The sequence below is a fragment of the Paraburkholderia sp. FW306-2-2C-D06C genome, from assembly GCF_058781505.1.
Window position 1 is genome coordinate 198,472 of the sequence record NZ_JBYSWU010000003.1, and the last position, 16,716, is coordinate 215,187.

Below are 16,716 nucleotides of genomic sequence, written 5' to 3' on the forward strand. Positions count from 1 at the left end.
TTGCGAGCCGGCGAGGTCGGCGATAATGCCGGTCATCTGCTTTGTACCTGCCAGACCAAATTTGCCAATCGACATGTTGAACGAAGTGCTCTCGCGCCTCACCATGGACCAGCTGAAATCGCTAATGCGCTGGTTGCCCGATACGACGCCGGCCGGAAAGAAAGATCAACTGGTCGGACAGATCCTGAAGAGTCTCGACGGCGATGGGCTGCGCATGCTTTGGGACCGTCTGGACGATACGCAACGTATGGCGGTTACGGAGGCCGCGTACACCGCGCATGGGGTTTTTCATCGGAAGCGGTTTCGAGCGAAATACGGGAGATTGCCGGATTTCACTGTCAATGAAGGCGGCCGGCGCTACTCCTCCCGTGGGCAACCGACGGCGCTGGGGCTCTTCTTGCACTACGAGGACGGTTACTACCGCTTGCCATGCGAACTGGGTGAACGGCTGCGCAGCTTCATGCCTGAACCTTCGCCCGTCCGGTTGAGTCCAGTCGAGGCGCTGCCTGAAAAGATCGGCGAAAAACAGGTGACTGTGAGGCGCACAGAGCGCGACGCATTGCGGGATCTTCCGGTTCTGCTCCGGTTGACGGACCAGGGGAAGCTCCAGGCGAGCGAAAAAACGTCGTTGCCCGGAAGCGCTACGTTGCGCTTGCTGACGGAGCACCTCGCCAACGGGGATTTCTATTGGCCGGCAGGCGGTAACCCCAATCCGGAGATCGGTCCGCTCAAGGCCTTTTCCTGGCCGATGCTGCTTCAGGCAGCAGGGCTGGTCCAGCGAAACGGCAGCAAACTGGCTTTGACATTCGCGGGTCGGAAAGCGTTGGCGTCCGCGCCAGCCGTTGTGTTGAGTGCGATCTGGAGCAAATGGCTGAAGACCAATTCGTTCGACGAATTCAGCCGCATCGATGTCATCAAGGGGCAGAAATCCAAAGGGCGGGCAATGACTGCGGTAGCGCCGCGTCGGGCTGTGATCAATGAAGTGCTGCGAGACTGCCCGATCGGAGCCTGGGTCGGCGTTGACGACCTTTCGCGGTTCATGGAGGCAACTGGGCGCACGTTTGAAGTAACGAATGATCCGTGGAGCCTTTATATCTGCGAACCGCAATATGGCAATCTGGGTCACGACGGCTATCACGATTGGTCGATTCTGCAGTTTCGATATCTTCTCTGCGTTCTGTTCGAGTACGCAGCGGCCCTTGGTGTGGTCGATGTCGCTTACATCGAGCCCGCTGGCGTACGTGACGACTATTGCGGAATGTGGGGAACCGACGACCTGGAATACCTGAGCCGCTACGACGGGTTGATGTATTTCCGCATTACCCCGCTCGGTGCATATTGCCTCGGATTGAACGAAGAGTACCTGCCTCCACCGGTTGTGCCGAGTGTCAAGCTTGCCGTTTTGCCGAGTTTGCAGGTGAATGTCACCGACGGACGGCTGTCGATGGACGAAACGCTGACGCTGGCTACCTGGGCAGAGGAACTGACGGGAAACAGGTGGCGCCTGGACCATCAAAAGGCGGTTGGTGCCATCGAGAAAGGGCTCGATATTGAGGAGCTTCGGGCGTTTCTCGTGACACGGGAAGATCAGCCGTTGCCTGAAACTGTGGAGTCGTTCATCAAGGCTGCCGGGCAGCAGGGGAAGGCGCTGAAAGTCCTGGGAACCGCGCTACTGATTGATTGTGAGAACGAGAAGATCGCTTCAATGGTGGCGGACGCGAAGGAAACAGCTGGTCTTTGTCTGCGTGCGGGCGAGCGACAACTGGTGGTCAGGCTTGAACACGAAGAAAAATTTCGGAGCCTTGTCCGCAAGCTCGGATTCGGCGTGACAGTCTGATATCCGGCGCGCCGAGTCAAAGAACCCGGAGGTTCCAAAGTCGCCCGACGGACGACTTGTCACGCAGCGACAAAAACAGTTGTGCAGCGAGGGCGGCCGCAGCTGTTAGCTGCGCGCTATGGGAGACGTCGTCGACAGCATCCTTTCGACATACCGCGCAATCAGATCGATCTCCAGATTCACCTGCGAACCTTCGTGCAGATGCTTCAGCGAGGTCACCTGAACCGTGTGAGGAATCAGGTTGATCGAAAACTCGCAGCCGTCGTCGCGATCTTTAACCGAGTTGACGGTCAGGCTCACGCCGTTGACAGTGATAGAACCTTTGTACGCCAGATAGCGGCCGATCTCGCGCGGCGCCACAACGCGTAGCTCATGCGACTCGCCGACCGGCGCGAAATGCGTGACCGTGCCGAGGCCGTCCACGTGTCCTGACACGATATGGCCGCCGAGCCGGTCATGCGCGCGCAGCGCCTTCTCGAGATTGACTTCGCCCGGCTCGCCCAAGCCGACGGTGCAGTTCAGGCTTTCGCGCGACACATCGACTTCGAATGAATGCGCGGTTTTCGCCACCACCGTCATGCAGGCGCCCTGAATGGTGATGCTGTCGCCGAGTTGCACGTCTTCGAGATCGAGGCCGCCTGCTTCCACGTTCAGGCGTACGCCCGCGTCGCCGTCCGTTGTGCCGTCGTGAGCGAGGGGTTTGACCGATTCGATGCGGCCCACTGCCGCGACGATTCCTGTAAACATCGTGTTGGTTCCTTGATCAATTCGAAGTAGGTTGGGGCGCCGGCGCAGCCTGCGCGTGCGGCACGAAGCGCGCGAGAATCCGCAGATCGTCGCCGATCCGGTCGACCGCGTGGAAGTTCAGTTGCACGCGGCCTTCCAGCGTGTCAGGCGCGCTCAGATTGAACATGCTCATCGAGTCCGCGCCGAGCAGACTCGGGGCGAGATAAACCAGCAGTTCGTCGACGCAGCCTTCGCGCAACAGCGAGCCGTTCAGTTTGTAGCCCGCCTCGACGTGCAGTTCGTTGACGCTGCGCTCGCCAAGCACTTTCAGCATGGCGGGCAGATCGACCTTGCCGGCCGCGTTCGCCAGTTGCACGATCTCCGCGCCGCGATCGCGCAGCGCGCTGGCGCGCTCGGCATGACGCTGATCGAGATTGCCGCAGAAGATCAAGGTCGGCGCGCCGGCCAGAATCTGCGCTTCAGGCGGCACGTCGAGCTGGCTGTCGATCAGCACGCGTTGCGGCTGGCGCGGCGTGTCGACGGCGCGCACGGTCATGCGCGGATCGTCTTCCCTGACGGTGCCGATGCCGGTCAGAATCGCCGATGCGCGGGCACGCCACGCGTGGCCGTCGGCGCGCGCCGCCTCGCCGGTGATCCATTGACTGGCGCCCGACGGCAAGCCGGTGCGGCCGTCCAGCGACGCCGCCACTTTCATGCGCACCCACGGGCGCCCGCGCGTCATGCGCGACACGAAACCGATGTTCAGTTCGTGCGCTTCGTTGGCGAGCAGCCCGCAACGCACTTCGATGCCGGCGTCGCGCAGCATCTTGAGGCCGCGCCCGGAGACTTGCGGATTGGGGTCTTCCATCGCCGCGACCACACGCTCGACCTGCGCCTCGATCAACGCATTCGCGCACGGCGGCGTGCGGCCGAAGTGGCTGCACGGCTCGAGCGTCACGTAGGCCGTCGCGCCGCGCAGATCGTGGCCGCGCGAACGCGCGTCCTTCAACGCGCGGACTTCGGCGTGGTCCTGGCCGGCCGGTTGCGTGAAGCCTTCGCCGATCACCTCGCCGTTCTTGACCAGCACGCAACCGACGCGCGGATTCGGGTCGGTGGTGTACATGCCGCGCTTGGCCAGCGCGAGCGCGCGTTCCATATGGACGAAATCGGTTTGCGAGAACATCGGTGTCCGGTCGGGTACGGTGACTAGGCTGCGGTTAGCTTCGGTTTCGGTCGACTGCCAGCTTTATTGCCGGTTTCAGACGGCGAGCGAGGCGAACGCGCCGCGCGCGGCCTCGATCGTGGTGTCGACGATCGCATCGTCGTGCGCGATCGACACGAAACCGGCTTCATATGCCGACGGCGCGAAGTACACGCCCGCGTCGAGCATCTTGTGGAAAAACGCGTTAAAGCGCGGTACGTCGCTCTTCGTGACCTCGGCAAAGCTCGCCGGGATCGATTCGGTGAAGTACAGGCCGAACATGCCGCCGAGCGAATCGGCGGCGAACGGCACCTTCGCTTCGCGCGCGACATTCGCGAGACCTTGCGCGAGACGCGCGGTGCGCGCGGCGAGCGTGTCATAGAAGCCCGGCGCCTGGATCAGTTGCAGCGTCTTCAGGCCCGCGGCCACCGCGATCGGATTGCCCGACAGTGTGCCCGCCTGATAAACGCCGCCGAGCGGCGCGAGGTGAGCCATGATGTCGCGCCGTCCACCGAAGGCCGCCGCCGGCATGCCGCCGCCGATCACTTTGCCGAGACACGTCAGATCCGGCGTGATGCCGTAGACCTCCTGAGCGCCGCCGAGCGCCACGCGGAAGCCGCACATCACTTCGTCGAAAATCAGTACCGAGCCGTACTCGGTGCACAGACGCCGCAATGCTTGCAGGAATTCGGGGGTGGCGCGCACCAGGTTCATGTTGCCCGCGACCGGCTCGACGATCACCGACGCGATCTCGTTGCCGAACACCTTGAACGCTTCTTCGAGTTCGGCGACGTTGTTGTATTCGAGCACCGTGGTGTGCCTGGCGATATCGACCGGCACGCCGGCCGAAGTCGGATTGCCGAACGTGAGCAGACCAGAACCGGCTTTGACCAGCAAGCTGTCCGCGTGGCCGTGATAGCAGCCTTCGAACTTGACGATGCGGCTGCGGTTCGTGAAGCCGCGCGCAAGACGCAGCGCGCTCATAGTCGCCTCAGTACCGCTCGATACCATGCGGACCTGCTCGATCGACGGCACCAGCTTGCAGATTTCCTCGGCGATTTCCACTTCCGATTCGGTCGGCGCGCCGAAGGAGAAGCCGTTTGGCAGTACGCGCTGGACTGCTTCGAGTACTTCCGGATGGACGTGGCCGAGAATCATCGGGCCCCACGAGCCGATGTAGTCGATATAGCGTTTTTTGTCGGCGTCCCAGAAGTAGGGGCCTTCTGCACGCTCGATGAAGCGCGGCGTGCCGCCCACCGAGCGGAATGCTCTTACTGGCGAGTTCACGCCGCCCGGGATGGTGCGCTGCGCGCGGTCGAAGAGGGTTTGGTTCTTGGACATGGGTGTTGGCGATGCCTTTGGATTCGGGATTGCGCAGCGGCGCGGGAGGCTGCTTTTTGCGCTTCGCGCGGCGCTGGGGGTTGGTGGGGAAATTGTACCGGAGTCAGCGTGAAGAGGTTCTGTGTGTTCCCCTCCCGGCGGGTTCGCAGTTTCCTGTGCACTTCCCCGACGGCGCTGCGCGCCTTCGCGGTACTTCATCGCCCACCCGGGCGTCGTCGCCGTCGCTCAGCTTTCGCGCACCTGTTTCTTCGCAGGCGTCCTCGCCGTCGTTTTCGGCCTGGTTTGGGCGTGACTTTCTGCCGCGGACTTCTTCGGCGTCGTGGTGCGGCTCGATTCGGGTTTGACGCGCTGCGCGTCTTGCGCCTCTTGCACTCCTTGCACCTTTTCGCGGCTTTTCTCCACCGCCGCCGCGTGGGCCGTTACCTTGCTGGAGCGCGTGGGCCCCGTCGGGGCGTCGAGCTTCGGCGGCTTGCGCTTGCCGGTCAGCTCGGCCCAGCGCTTTTCCAGAGCGCCTTCGGCGATCGGCTTGATGACGGTGCCCGAGCTCTGTGCGTCCCACGTCTGTACCGAAAACGGGTGTGTGCGCAACATCTCGCGCGGGATCACTACTCCCTCGTGGGCGTCGACTAGCCAGTCGTACACGAAGTCGATGCACAAGCGGTAGCCGCGCCTCGTCGCCGGATCGGGGACCTCGTACGGCGCACGCGTCACATAGCCGGAGCCGAACACGCCCTTCGGTTCCTGGGCGACGCGGTGCAGGAACACGCGGTCGCCGGGCAGGATGCCGCGCGCAAACCCGCAACCCCACACGTCCGACACTGCCACGCCCGCGGCCACCCGCTTCGCCACGTCAGGCAATTCGGGCCACGGCCATTTTCTGGGGCTCCAGATCAGCAGGAAAGCAGTCATGACAGGGTCGGGAGAAAGCGCTGTTGAGGGGCGCGACGCGGCACGTTTGCGTTGCGCACGAATCGTTCAGGCGGCAGCTTAACCGATCGGTTCCGTGCTTGCCGCGGCGCTCGGGCGTTCCGCCCGACGGCGCCGGGGCGCGGCGAATGTTGAACCGTCGCGTACAATTGAGCCCATCAAGCCGCTGTCGTCCCCGTTTCACCGTGTTTCGCCGCCAATGACGGCGCAGCGCTTCATCTGGATTCCCATGTCTCACGCCACCAGAAGCCGGCCCGATGGCCGGCTGATTCTGTTGCTCGGCGCGCTTGCCGCGTGCGGGCCGATTTCCATCGACATGTATCTGCCAAGTCTGCCGACCATCGCGCAGGCCTTCGCGATCAGCACCGGCGCCGCGCAGACGACGCTCACCAGCTTCATGTTCGGTTTTTCGATCGGCATGCTGCTGTATGGTCCCCTGTCGGATACTTACGGTCGACGTCCCGTGCTGCTCGGCGGCATCGCCATGTATGCGCTGGCGAGCGTCGCGTGCGCGCTGTCGTTTTCGATCGGGGCGCTGGTGACGTTCCGTTTCGTGCAGGCACTCGGCGCAGGCGCGGCCTCGGTGCTGGCGCGCGCCATTGCCCGCGATGCGCACGGGCCGACCGACGCCGCGCGCGTGCTGTCGATGCTTGCCATCGTCACGTCGATCGGGCCGCTGCTGGCGCCGCTGATCGGCGGGCAGTTGCTGCTGTTTGGGGGCTGGCGCGTCGTCTTCGTGGTCCTGACGCTGTTCGGTACCGTGTGCGCGGTCACCGCGTTCCTCAAAGTGCCGGAAACCTGGCCGCGCGAGAAGCGTGCGCAGTCGGCGTTGCTGCAATCGTTCGGCGCGTACGGCAAGTTGCTGCGCGACCCGGTCGCGTGGGGGCACATGCTGTGCGGCGGGATGGCGTTTGCATCGATGTTCGCCTACATCACGGCGACGCCATTTGTGTACATCGAGTATTTCCATGTATCGGCACAGCATTACGGGTTTCTGTTCGCGCTGAATATCGTCGGCATCATGTTGGGCAACTTCATGAATACGCGTCTGGTCGGCCGGCTTGGCTCGTTGCCGATCATATCTTTCGCGGCTACCGTCAGTTGCGTCGCGTCGTTGTTTGTCTGCCTCGTATCGCTGACAGGCTGGGGCGGCTTATGGTCGATCGTGTTCGGCCTGTTCTTTGTGGTCGGCGTGGTGGGTTTGCTGTCCGCCAATTGCACCACCGATCTGATGCATCGCTATCCGCATAACGCGGGCGCTGCCGCTGCGGTATTCGGCGCAGTGCAGTTGGCGCTTGGCGCGCTGTCGAGCCTGGCCGTTGGGCTTTGGCAGGACGGTTCGCCCACGGGGATGGGCGTCGTGATAGGCGTCGCGGGCACGCTGTGCTACGTCGGCCGGATTCTGGTCGTCAGGTGGCACGGGACGAAGGCGCCTGTCGTTGCGGCTTGATGGCGGTTCGTCAGGCGGCAGCCAGAATCCGTCGCTCAAGGCGGGCAACGGCTCCCGAGCTAAAGTAAAGCGCAGCAGAACTTCTGCCAGCCCGTTCCGCGCGTGACAGAGTGACTGCGAGAGCGACCACGAGAGCGACTACGGAAAACACCAGGTGTTGCGTGCGCGCGACCGTGCGACCTAATTTGCATTGCTATGATGAGGACACTGTTCCTCGGAGCGGCAATCATGGCGATCAGAGATTTGATGAACGGCGAGCGGCAACAGGCTGCTTTCGCCGAAGCGCAGAAGCTGGCTGACAGCGGCGCATATCACGATTACACGGACATCGAATACGTCTTGCGCTTTGATTACGGTTTGTCTGATGTATCGACCTTGCTCGATAGTCAATTGATGCACCGTGACCTGAATCGCCGTTGCGCGGACGCGCGCGAAAAGCTGGACACGCTTAGCGTTTGACGCGCTCGGTTTGATTCGCGCGGTAAGCAATAAGCGGTGCGCGTTTCGAGCGGAGCGGTCAGTGGATCACGTGAGGCGCTGCATCGTTCGCGGCTGTCAATGCTCGCGCGCGACTCGTTCATTGCTTCCGCGAAAGAGATGCGGCCATGCGGACGAGCCGGGTGAAGCGTCATGCGCATAACCATGTGCCGCGATGGCGCCGTCATCTTTGGAGTTGTTCTCATGGCTGGTAACCAGCACAGCAAGCATCTGCCGCACACGGACAACCCCGCCGGTCTCGCGACGCCGGGTGGCCACTATAGCCACGTCGCGATCGCCAATGGATTTGTGTTCGTCTCAGGACAGTTGCCGATCGACGCACAGGGCGAGAAGCTTTCCGGCGCTACGTTCGAGGTTCAAACTCAACAGGTGTTGGCCAATGTGCAGGCTGCGCTCGAAGGTGCCGGCAGCAGCATTGCTCAGCTGGTGCAGGTGCGCGTCTACATCGTCAATGTCGAACACTGGGCGAGTTTCAATCAGATCTACGCGCGCTGGGCGGGCGAAGCTCGGCCGGCACGTGCGGTCGTGCCTGTTCCACAATTGCATTACGGCCTGAAGATCGAGGTCGAGGCGACCGCGCTGGTTTAGGCCAGGAAGGGGGAAAGTTGAGGGGTGGGCTACCGAGTGAGTTCGGCCATCGCGGGGCCGGTCGCGTGGTGCACAAATACGCGGCGCACAAATAGAAACGGGCCTTAAAGGCCCGTTGTCGTTCATGCTCTGGCGGAGGCGGTGAGATTCGAACTCACGGAAAGATTGCTCCTTCGCCGGTTTTCAAGACCGGTGCCTTAAACCGCTCGGCCACACCTCCAAGCCGCAAATTGTAACCTGAAAAACTCAGGCTGCGGCGTACTGGCGCGCTGCAATTACTGCGGATCTTTCAGAAACAGCGCTTGCAGATCGTTCAGGAACGCCTGACCGAGCGGTGTCGGTGCGATTTTTTCGTGATCGCGCGTAATCAGCTTGCGCCGTTCCGCCTCCTGCAAAGCCAGTTCGATCGACGTCATCGACAGCCCCGTGCGTTCGACGAAGCGATGCACCGGAAATCCTTCCACGAGCCGCAGCGCGTTCAGCATGAACTCGAATGGCAGATCGCGCGGCCCGACCTCGTGTTCTTCCTGTACCGCCGCGCCGGCCTTCGCCTGCTCGATGAAGGTCGCCGGATGCTTGTAGCGCGCCTGGCGCAGCACGCGGTTCGGAAACGACAGCTTGGTATGCGCGCCGGCGCCGATGCCGAGATAGTCGCCGAAGCGCCAATAGTTCAGGTTGTGCTTGCTCTGCCGATGCGGCTTTGCATAAGCCGACACTTCGTAACGCTCGTAGCCAGCCGCCTTCGTGCGTTCGTGGATCCAGTCCTGCATGTCGGCGGAGGCGTCGTCGTCGGGCAGCGCGGGCGGGAATTTCGCAAACAGCGTGTTCGGTTCGAGCGTCAGGTGATACAGCGACAAGTGCGGCGGCGTGTATGACAACGCCGTTTCCACGTCAGCCTGACATTCGGCCAGCGTCTGCTGCGGCAGCGCGAACATCAGGTCGAGATTGAAGTTGTCGAAGGTCGTCGAGGCGACTTCGACCGCATGACGTGCTTGCGCCGCGTCGTGAATCCGGCCGAGCGCCTTCAGGTGCGCTTCGTTGAAACTCTGGATGCCCACTGACAAGCGATTCACGCCGCTCGCGCGAAACTGCGCGAACTTCGCGGCTTCGAAGGTGCCGGGATTCGCCTCGAGCGTGATCTCCGCGTCGGCGTCGAGCGGCAGCAGCGCGCGCACATCGGACAGCATCCGGTCGAGCCCGGCCGCCGACAGCAAGCTGGGCGTGCCGCCGCCGATGAACACCGTATGCACCTGGCGTCCCCACACGAGCGGCAGCGCCATCTCGAGATCGGCGCGCAACGCGTCGAGGTAGTCGGCCTCGGGGAACGTGTCGCCTTTCCACTCGTGCGAATTGAAATCGCAATACGGGCACTTGCGCACACACCACGGGAAATGCACGTAGAGCGCCAACGGAGGCAGCGACGTCAGGCGAATGCTGCCCGGCGAGGTAAATGCCTTGATGACGCCCGCGCCGACATCGGCGGGGGCCGGTTTGATCGGAATCACGCTTCCTCCGTCAAACGCGCGAGCAGTTGCCGCAATGCAATCGCGCGATGGCTGCTGGCGTTTTTCACCGCGGGTTCGAGCTCTGCTGCGCTCGCGTTCAGCGACGGCAGGAAGAAGTGCGGGTCGTAGCCGAAACCGTTCGCGCCGCGCGGCGTATCGAGAATCTCGCCGTGCCAGCGGCCTTCGGCGATCAACGGTTCGGGATCGTCCGCGTGACGCACGAGCGCCAGTACGCAGTAGTAATACGCGCGGCGATCGGCCTCGCCTTGCAGTGCCGCGACGAGGTGCGCGTTGTTCGCCGCGTCGCCTTTCTCGCCGCCGGCCAGTTGCGCGTAACGCGCCGAATAAACGCCTGGCGCGCCGCGCAGCGCACGCACGCATAGGCCGGAATCGTCGGCGAGGGCGGGCAGGCCGGTGAGTTTCGCCGCATGGCGCGCCTTGGTCAGTGCGTTTTCGACGAAGGTCGGATGCGGCTCTTCCGCCTCCGGCACGTTCAGCTCGCCTTGGGCAATCAGCTCGATGCCGGCCGCGCCGAGCAGCGCCGCGAACTCGCGCAGCTTGCCCGCGTTGTTCGACGCCAGCACGACTTTCTGCAACGGCGACCCTGAAGCTGCAGCGCCGTTGCTTTGACGAACTTCACTCACTCTTGTGCTCCAACGCTTCCTTCTGCTTCGCGATCAGCGTGTTGATGCCGTCGCTCGCGAGCTCGAGCAGAGCATTCATTTCGTCGCGCGAGAACGGCACGCCTTCGGCGGTGCCCTGAATTTCGACGAAGCCGCCCGCGCCTGTCATCACGACGTTCATGTCGGTGTCGCATTGCGAGTCTTCGTCGTAGTCGAGATCGAGCACCGGCAGGCCGTCGTACACGCCGACCGAAATTGCCGCGACGTAATCGCTGATCGGCGAGCTTTCGATGCGGCCGGCCGCCAGCAGTTTCAATACGGCGTCATGCGCGGCGACAAACGCGCCGGTGATGCTGGCGGTGCGCGTGCCGCCGTCGGCCTGGATCACGTCGCAGTCGATATGCAGCGTGCGCGCGCCGAGCTTCTCGAGATCGAACACCGAGCGCAGCGCGCGCCCGATCAGGCGCTGGATTTCCTGGGTGCGGCCGGTCTGTTTGCCGCGCGCCGCTTCGCGGTCGCTGCGCGTGTGGGTGGCGCGCGGCAGCATGCCGTATTCGGCGGTGAGCCAGCCCTGGCCGCGGTCGCGCAGAAACGACGGAACGGTCTCGGCGATGCTCGCGGTGCAGATGACCTTGGTGTCGCCGAATTCGACCAGCACCGAGCCCTCCGCGTGCTTCGTATAGTGGCGCGTAATGCGCACGTCGCGCAGCTGATTGGCCTGGCGGCCGCTGGGGCGTTGGCTGTTGTCGGTCATGTTGGGATGGGTGTCGAAGAAAAGCGGGAAGGAAAGCGCAATTTTACAGCCGATTGGGGTTGGTCATGCGCCGGGCGGCTGCCCGCATGTGCGCTGGCTCTGCAAGGGGTCCCATCGCCAAAAATGGGATAATGCCGGTTCCCCGCCCCGCGTCTCGGACACGCCGGGCGATTCGACTCTCCGGCCATCGTCGAACGCATGGCCACAATCGCGAGAAATACGATGATCTACAGCATGACTGGCTATGCGAGCGCCACGCGCGAACTCGTCGCGGCCTCGGGCACAGGTGGCGTGAGCGTATCGGTCGAACTGCGCACGGTGAACTCGCGCTTTCTCGATCTGAACTTCCGCATGCCGGAAGACGTTCGCGTGTGCGAACCGACGCTGCGCGAAATGCTGATGAACAAGCTCTCGCGCGGCAAGGTCGATATCCGTATCAACCTGCAGCGCAGCGAGCAGTCGGCCAATGCCGGCTCGGTCAATCGCGATGCGCTGACGCAACTCGCGCTGCTCGAGCGCGCCGTGCTGTCGACGTTCCCGGAAGCAGGGCGTCTGCGCACCGGCGAGATTCTGCGCTGGCCGGGCGTGCTGGCCGAAACCGGCGTCTCGCCGGAGGTGCTGCGCGATGCGGTGCTCGCGTGCGGCAAGCAGGCGATTGCCGATCTGATCGACGTGCGGGCCCGCGAAGGCGCGCAACTCGCGACGATGCTGCTCGCCAACGTCACCGAGATGGAAGCGATCGTCACGAAGATCACGCCGCTCGTGCCGGAACTGATCGCCAGGCACCAGCAGAAGATCGTCGAACGTCTGCAGGAAGCGCTCGGCATCGCCGCGCCGGATACGGCCGCGACGATCGTCTCGCGTGAAGAAATCAACGAGCGGATTCGCCAGGAAGTGACGATGTACGGCATCCGCATCGACATCGCCGAAGAACTGTCGCGCCTCACGGCTCACCTGAACGAAACGCGTCATGTGATTCAGAAGGGCGGCAAGGTCGGCAAGCGGCTCGACTTCATGATGCAGGAGCTCAATCGCGAGGCGAACACGCTCGGCTCGAAGGCGGCCGCGAAGGAACTGGCGGATTCGTCGATGACCTTGAAGCTGCTCATCGAACAGATGCGCGAGCAAGTACAAAATCTGGAATAAGGCTGGAGCAACACGAACATGACCGACCACACACGCGAAACCAGCGCACCGCACAATCCTTATGCCGGCGCTTATCCCGGCAACCTGTTCATGGTGGTGGCGCCGTCGGGCGCGGGCAAGTCGACGCTCGTGAACGCGCTCCTCGCCGGCGACGAAGCGATCCGTCTGTCGATCTCGTACACGACGCGCCCGCCGCGTCCGAAGGAGCAGGACGGCGAGCACTATCACTTCACGACCGTCGACGATTTCCTGACGCGTCACGCGGCCGGCGAGTTTCTGGAAAGCGCGGAAGTGCACGGCAACTACTACGCGACATCGCGTGTGTGGATCGAAGAGCAGATGAAAAGCGGCCACGACGTGCTGCTCGAAATCGACTGGCAGGGCGCGCAGCAGGTGAAGAAGCAGTTTCACAATGCGGTCGAAATTTTCATCTTGCCGCCGTCGCTCGACGCGCTCGAAGAGCGTTTGAAAAAGCGCGGCCAGGACGAGCCGAATGTGATTACGCGGCGGCTGCTCGCAGCCGGTAGTGAGATGGCGCACGCGGCCGAAGCGGAGTACGTCGTGATCAACGACAACTTCGATCGCGCGCTCGGCGAACTGCGGTGTCTGGTGGCCGCGACGCGCTCGCGCTTCGCCTCGCAATACGCGCGCCACACGCAGCTTTTCGTGCAGCTCGGCATTCACCTGCCGCACGCGTGAGCGCGGCGGTGTGCCGAGCACATAAGGTAGAATAAGCAACATACTGAGAAGGAACCCAACATGGCCCGCATTACCGTCGAAGATTGCCTCAAACAGATCCCGAATCGTTTTGAACTCGCGCTTGCCGCAACCTATCGCGCGCGTCAGCTCGCTCAAGGTCACACGCCGAAGATCGAAAGTCGCGACAAGCCCACGGTCGTCGCGTTGCGTGAAATCGCAGCTGGCCAGGTCGGCGTCGAAATGCTGAAGAAGGTGCCTGTTTAAGGCGCATTGTTCTGTTTTCGATTGCCACGTATTTGCCACACGTAATTGCATCAACATGCAGACCGGCGTCCAACCCTAACCGCTACGGAGGCGAACATGAGCACGACCCCGCCCACCGCTACGGAAGCGGAACACGACGCCGACTCGCCCTCGTCTGCACGGAAGTACATCGACGCGGTCCTCGAACAGTCGTTTCGCCATCTGTTCGGACCGACCGCCACGCCGGAGCAACCGCGCCGGCATGACGTCGTTTCGATCGCCCAGCTGACGTCCGTCTTGTCCGGCTATCTTCAGCCGGAAGAGATCAAGGAAATCAAGGCGGCATTCCATTTCGGCGACGAAGCCCACCTCGGCCAGTATCGCCAGAGCGGTGAACCCTACATCACGCATCCTGTCGCCGTCGCGGAAATCTGCGCCGGCTGGAATCTCGACGCCCAGGCGATCATGGCAGCGCTGCTGCATGACGTGATGGAAGACCAGGGCGTGACCAAGGCCGAGCTCGCCGAGCGCTTCGGCGCGAAGGTCGCGGAACTGGTCGACGGGTTGTCGAAACTGGACAAGATGGAGTTTCGCAATCGCGAAGAGGCGCAGGCGGAGAACTTCCGCAAGATGCTGCTCGCGATGGCGCGTGACGTCCGCGTGATTCTGGTGAAGCTCGCCGACCGCCTGCACAACATGCGCACGCTGGGTGCGGTGCCGCATGAAAAGCGCCGCCGCGTGGCGCGCGAAACGCTGGATATCTACGCGCCGATCGCGCACCGGCTCGGCCTGAACAATACCTATCGCGAGTTGCAGGACCTGAGCTTCGCGAACTTCAACCCGCACCGCTACGCCACGCTCGAAAAAGCGGTGAAGGCGGCGCGCGGCAACCGGCGCGAAGTGGTCGGCAAGATTCTCGAGTCAGTGCAACGCGCGATTGCCGACGCGAAGCTCGACGCCGAAGTCACCGGCCGCGAGAAAACCATCTTCAGCATCTACAAGAAGATGCGCGACAAGCAGTTGTCGTTCTCGCAGGTGCTCGACGTGTACGGCTTTCGCGTGGTGGTCGAAAGCGCGCTGGAGTGCTACACCTGCATCGGCGCGCTGCACGCGCTCTACAAGCCGGTGCCGGGCAAGTTCAAGGATTACATCGCGATCCCGAAGGTGAACGGCTATCAGTCGCTGCATACCACGCTGGTCGGCCCGTTTGGCGCGCCGATCGAGTTCCAGGTGCGCACGCGCAAGATGCACGAGATCGCCGAGGCGGGCGTGGCCGCGCACTGGCTGTACAAGAACGGCGGCGCGGATCTGAACGACGTGCAGAAACGCGCGCATCAGTGGTTGAAGTCGCTGCTCGACATTCAGAGCGAAGCGGGCGATTCGAGCGAATTCCTCGAGCACGTGAAGATCGATCTGTTCCCGGATGCGGTCTACGTGTTCACGCCGAAGTCGAAGATCATGGCGCTGCCGCGCGGCGCCACGGCGCTCGACTTCGCGTATTCGATCCACAGCGACCTGGGCAACCAGTGCGTCGCGGTGAAGATCAACAATGAACTGCTGCCGCTGCGTACCGAGCTGAAGAGCGGCGACATCGTCGAAGTGATCACGGCGCCGTATTCGAAGCCGAATCCGGCGTGGCTGGGTTTTGTGCGCACCGGCAAGGCGCGTTCGGCGATCCGACACTATCTGAAGACGATGCGGCTGAACGAATCCGTGCAGCTCGGCGAGCGCCTGGTCGATCAGGCGCTGAAGGGCTACGGCCTCGCGCTGTCGGACGTGATGCCGGAAGCGTGGGAAAAGCTGGTGCAGTGGACGGGCAACAAGAACCGTCAGGAAATCTTTGCGGACATAGGCTTGGGCCGGCGTGTCGCGGCGGTCATGGCCAAGCGCATCGAAGTGCTGATGAGCGGCCGCGACGCCGACGACGATGGCTCGCGCTCCGACAGTTCGGCCTCGCATGCGCCGCCGGTGGTCATTACCGGCACTGAAGGTATGTCCGTGCAGCTGTCCGCGTGCTGCCGTCCGATTCCGGGCGACGACATCATGGGCTATATCGGCATCGGCCTCGGCATGGCGATCCACACCACGGACTGTCGTGTGGCGCAGCGTATCCACCGGCGCGATCCAGGCCGCTGGATCGACGTCGCCTGGGCGCCGCAGCCGGGGCGTCTGTTCGACGTCGCCGTGAAGGTGCTGGTCAAGAATACCAAGGGCGTTTTCGCCCGCGTCGCAGCCGATATTACTTCGGCGGATGCAAACATCGTCCACATCGCAATGGACGAGGACCTGTCGCAGGAATCCACGGTGCTGCGCTTCGTGATTCAGGTCAGTGACCGCGTTCATCTCGCCAATGTGATGCGCCGGGTGCGGACCAATCCGGACGTGATGCGCATCGCCCGCGAACGGCCGAGCGAGGAAGGGCATCACCGTCACGAGGGCGGCATGCGGATCGACCGCGAGCGGGCGGACTACTGATCCGACGGCTGCGCCGGGTTGCTTCGGATTGCTTCACCCAGACCGGCCCGAATCTGAACACGCCGGCCACCCACGAGTCTCACCTGTTCTTCAGGGAGAACGCACATGAAAGTAGCTGAACTCACCGGCACGGCGCTCGACTATTGGGTCGCCCGCAGCCTGCACGACTTCGTGCGCGAAATCCACTTTACCGACAGCGGCGAAACCGTCTCGATCCGCGGCAACGACCGTGGCCGGCCATGGGAGGGCCGTTTCACGCCCTCTATGTCTTGGGAGGCGGCCGCGGCGGTGCTGGAGCGTGCGCAGCGATTGGAGGTGCGTGAGCGGATCAATCATGGCGCGGCGCACTGTGTCGCGGAGTTCGAAGGCGGGCACCGGACGGTGGAGGGGCGAGGGGATTCACTGCGGATCGCGTTGCTGCGGGCGTTTGTCGAAAGCCGTTTCGGCGACAGCGTCGACGACGTGATGCATCAGGCGCAGGCGCTGATCGGCAAGAGAGCGGAGCCGATCGGCGAGCAAAGTGCCGGGGTGTCATTCGAAGACGTGCCGCGGGCCGATGCGCAGATAGGCGATATCAAGTCGGCGCCGCGATAGGCATTGCAGTCGCCGCCGTGGCATTCATGCGTGTGAACGCGGTCTGGCAAAGCACGGTCTAGAAAAACGCGGCCTGGAAAAAACAAAGGGCCTTCCGATCGGAAGGCCC

The 16,716-nt window shown here is 63.1% G+C and carries 16 protein-coding genes and 1 tRNA gene; 9 read left to right on the forward strand and 8 right to left on the reverse strand.

Translation table 11 applies throughout. The annotated features are described in order from the left end of the window. Positions 1 to 73 precede the first annotated feature (73 nt). The gene (locus AC3WLT_RS03765; RefSeq protein ID WP_492590582.1) at positions 74 to 1,837 is read left to right on the forward strand and encodes a hypothetical protein; all 1,764 of its coding nucleotides are present in this window, start codon (positions 74 to 76) and stop codon (positions 1,835 to 1,837) included. Positions 1,838 to 1,942: 105 nt separating this feature from the next. Here AC3WLT_RS03765 and AC3WLT_RS03770 read toward each other — a convergent pair whose 3' ends face one another. From AC3WLT_RS03770 to AC3WLT_RS03785, 4 genes are all read right to left on the reverse strand, one after another. After that, a complete protein-coding gene (locus AC3WLT_RS03770) occupies positions 1,943 to 2,584 on the reverse strand; it encodes a riboflavin synthase (protein WP_492590583.1) in 642 nt (213 codons plus the stop codon). A gap of 16 nt (positions 2,585 to 2,600) precedes the next feature. Then, the gene (ribD, locus tag AC3WLT_RS03775; protein WP_492590584.1) at positions 2,601 to 3,746 is read right to left on the reverse strand and encodes a bifunctional diaminohydroxyphosphoribosylaminopyrimidine deaminase/5-amino-6-(5-phosphoribosylamino)uracil reductase RibD; all 1,146 of its coding nucleotides are present in this window, start codon (positions 3,744 to 3,746) and stop codon (positions 2,601 to 2,603) included. 75 nt (positions 3,747 to 3,821) lie between these two features. Next, on the reverse strand, positions 3,822 to 5,105 hold the full coding sequence (gene hemL, locus AC3WLT_RS03780; protein WP_492590585.1) for a glutamate-1-semialdehyde 2,1-aminomutase: 1,284 nt from the start codon (positions 5,103 to 5,105) through the stop codon (positions 3,822 to 3,824). Between the two features lie 225 nt (positions 5,106 to 5,330). Continuing rightward, entirely contained in the window at positions 5,331 to 6,014 is a 684-nt protein-coding gene (locus tag AC3WLT_RS03785) for a hypothetical protein (protein WP_492590586.1), read from the reverse strand. A 247-nt stretch (positions 6,015 to 6,261) separates the two neighbouring features. On the opposite strand from AC3WLT_RS03785, the gene AC3WLT_RS03790 reads away from it, so the two are divergent. The 3 genes from AC3WLT_RS03790 (at position 6,262) to AC3WLT_RS03800 (ending at position 8,568) form a co-directional block, all read left to right on the forward strand. After that, complete coding sequence (locus AC3WLT_RS03790; RefSeq protein WP_492590587.1) at positions 6,262 to 7,482, forward strand: Bcr/CflA family multidrug efflux MFS transporter; 1,221 nt, start codon at positions 6,262 to 6,264, stop codon at positions 7,480 to 7,482. Between the two features lie 228 nt (positions 7,483 to 7,710). Further along, positions 7,711 to 7,941 (forward strand): hypothetical protein, encoded by a 231-nt coding sequence (locus tag AC3WLT_RS03795; RefSeq protein WP_492590588.1) that lies wholly within the window; start codon positions 7,711 to 7,713, stop codon positions 7,939 to 7,941. A gap of 222 nt (positions 7,942 to 8,163) precedes the next feature. After that, complete coding sequence (locus AC3WLT_RS03800) at positions 8,164 to 8,568, forward strand: RidA family protein (RefSeq protein WP_492590589.1); 405 nt, start codon at positions 8,164 to 8,166, stop codon at positions 8,566 to 8,568. 130 nt (positions 8,569 to 8,698) lie between these two features. Here AC3WLT_RS03800 and AC3WLT_RS03805 read toward each other — a convergent pair. The 4 genes from AC3WLT_RS03805 to rph all read right to left on the reverse strand — a co-directional run bounded on the left by AC3WLT_RS03805 (position 8,699) and on the right by rph (position 11,450). Continuing rightward, positions 8,699 to 8,788, reverse strand: a tRNA-Ser gene (locus AC3WLT_RS03805). A gap of 55 nt (positions 8,789 to 8,843) precedes the next feature. Next, positions 8,844 to 10,073, reverse strand: a complete 1,230-nt coding sequence (gene hemW / locus AC3WLT_RS03810) for a radical SAM family heme chaperone HemW (RefSeq protein ID WP_492590590.1) — start codon at positions 10,071 to 10,073, stop codon at positions 8,844 to 8,846. Continuing rightward, positions 10,070 to 10,717 carry an RdgB/HAM1 family non-canonical purine NTP pyrophosphatase gene (rdgB, locus tag AC3WLT_RS03815; protein WP_492590591.1) on the reverse strand — a complete coding sequence of 216 codons (648 nt, stop codon included), beginning with the start codon at positions 10,715 to 10,717 and terminating at the stop codon, positions 10,070 to 10,072. The genes hemW and rdgB overlap by 4 nt, the downstream gene beginning before the upstream one ends. Next, positions 10,710 to 11,450: a ribonuclease PH gene (rph, locus tag AC3WLT_RS03820; RefSeq protein ID WP_492590592.1), complete on the reverse strand. Its 741-nt coding sequence runs from the start codon at positions 11,448 to 11,450 to the stop codon at positions 10,710 to 10,712. The genes rdgB and rph overlap by 8 nt, the downstream gene beginning before the upstream one ends. A gap of 222 nt (positions 11,451 to 11,672) precedes the next feature. On the opposite strand from rph, the gene AC3WLT_RS03825 reads away from it, so the two are divergent. The 5 genes from AC3WLT_RS03825 to AC3WLT_RS03845 all read left to right on the forward strand — a co-directional run bounded on the left by AC3WLT_RS03825 (position 11,673) and on the right by AC3WLT_RS03845 (position 16,607). Next, positions 11,673 to 12,596 carry a YicC/YloC family endoribonuclease gene (locus tag AC3WLT_RS03825; RefSeq protein ID WP_492590593.1) on the forward strand — a complete coding sequence of 308 codons (924 nt, stop codon included), beginning with the start codon at positions 11,673 to 11,675 and terminating at the stop codon, positions 12,594 to 12,596. Positions 12,597 to 12,614: 18 nt separating this feature from the next. Beyond that, positions 12,615 to 13,295: a guanylate kinase gene (gmk, locus tag AC3WLT_RS03830; protein WP_492590594.1), complete on the forward strand. Its 681-nt coding sequence runs from the start codon at positions 12,615 to 12,617 to the stop codon at positions 13,293 to 13,295. A 60-nt stretch (positions 13,296 to 13,355) separates the two neighbouring features. Further along, on the forward strand, positions 13,356 to 13,559 hold the full coding sequence (gene rpoZ, locus AC3WLT_RS03835; RefSeq protein WP_006025620.1) for a DNA-directed RNA polymerase subunit omega: 204 nt from the start codon (positions 13,356 to 13,358) through the stop codon (positions 13,557 to 13,559). Positions 13,560 to 13,655: 96 nt separating this feature from the next. Further along, positions 13,656 to 16,013 (forward strand): RelA/SpoT family protein, encoded by a 2,358-nt coding sequence (locus AC3WLT_RS03840; protein ID WP_492590595.1) that lies wholly within the window; start codon positions 13,656 to 13,658, stop codon positions 16,011 to 16,013. Positions 16,014 to 16,118: 105 nt separating this feature from the next. Beyond that, positions 16,119 to 16,607: a phage protein NinX family protein gene (locus tag AC3WLT_RS03845; protein WP_492590596.1), complete on the forward strand. Its 489-nt coding sequence runs from the start codon at positions 16,119 to 16,121 to the stop codon at positions 16,605 to 16,607. Positions 16,608 to 16,716 lie beyond the last annotated feature (109 nt).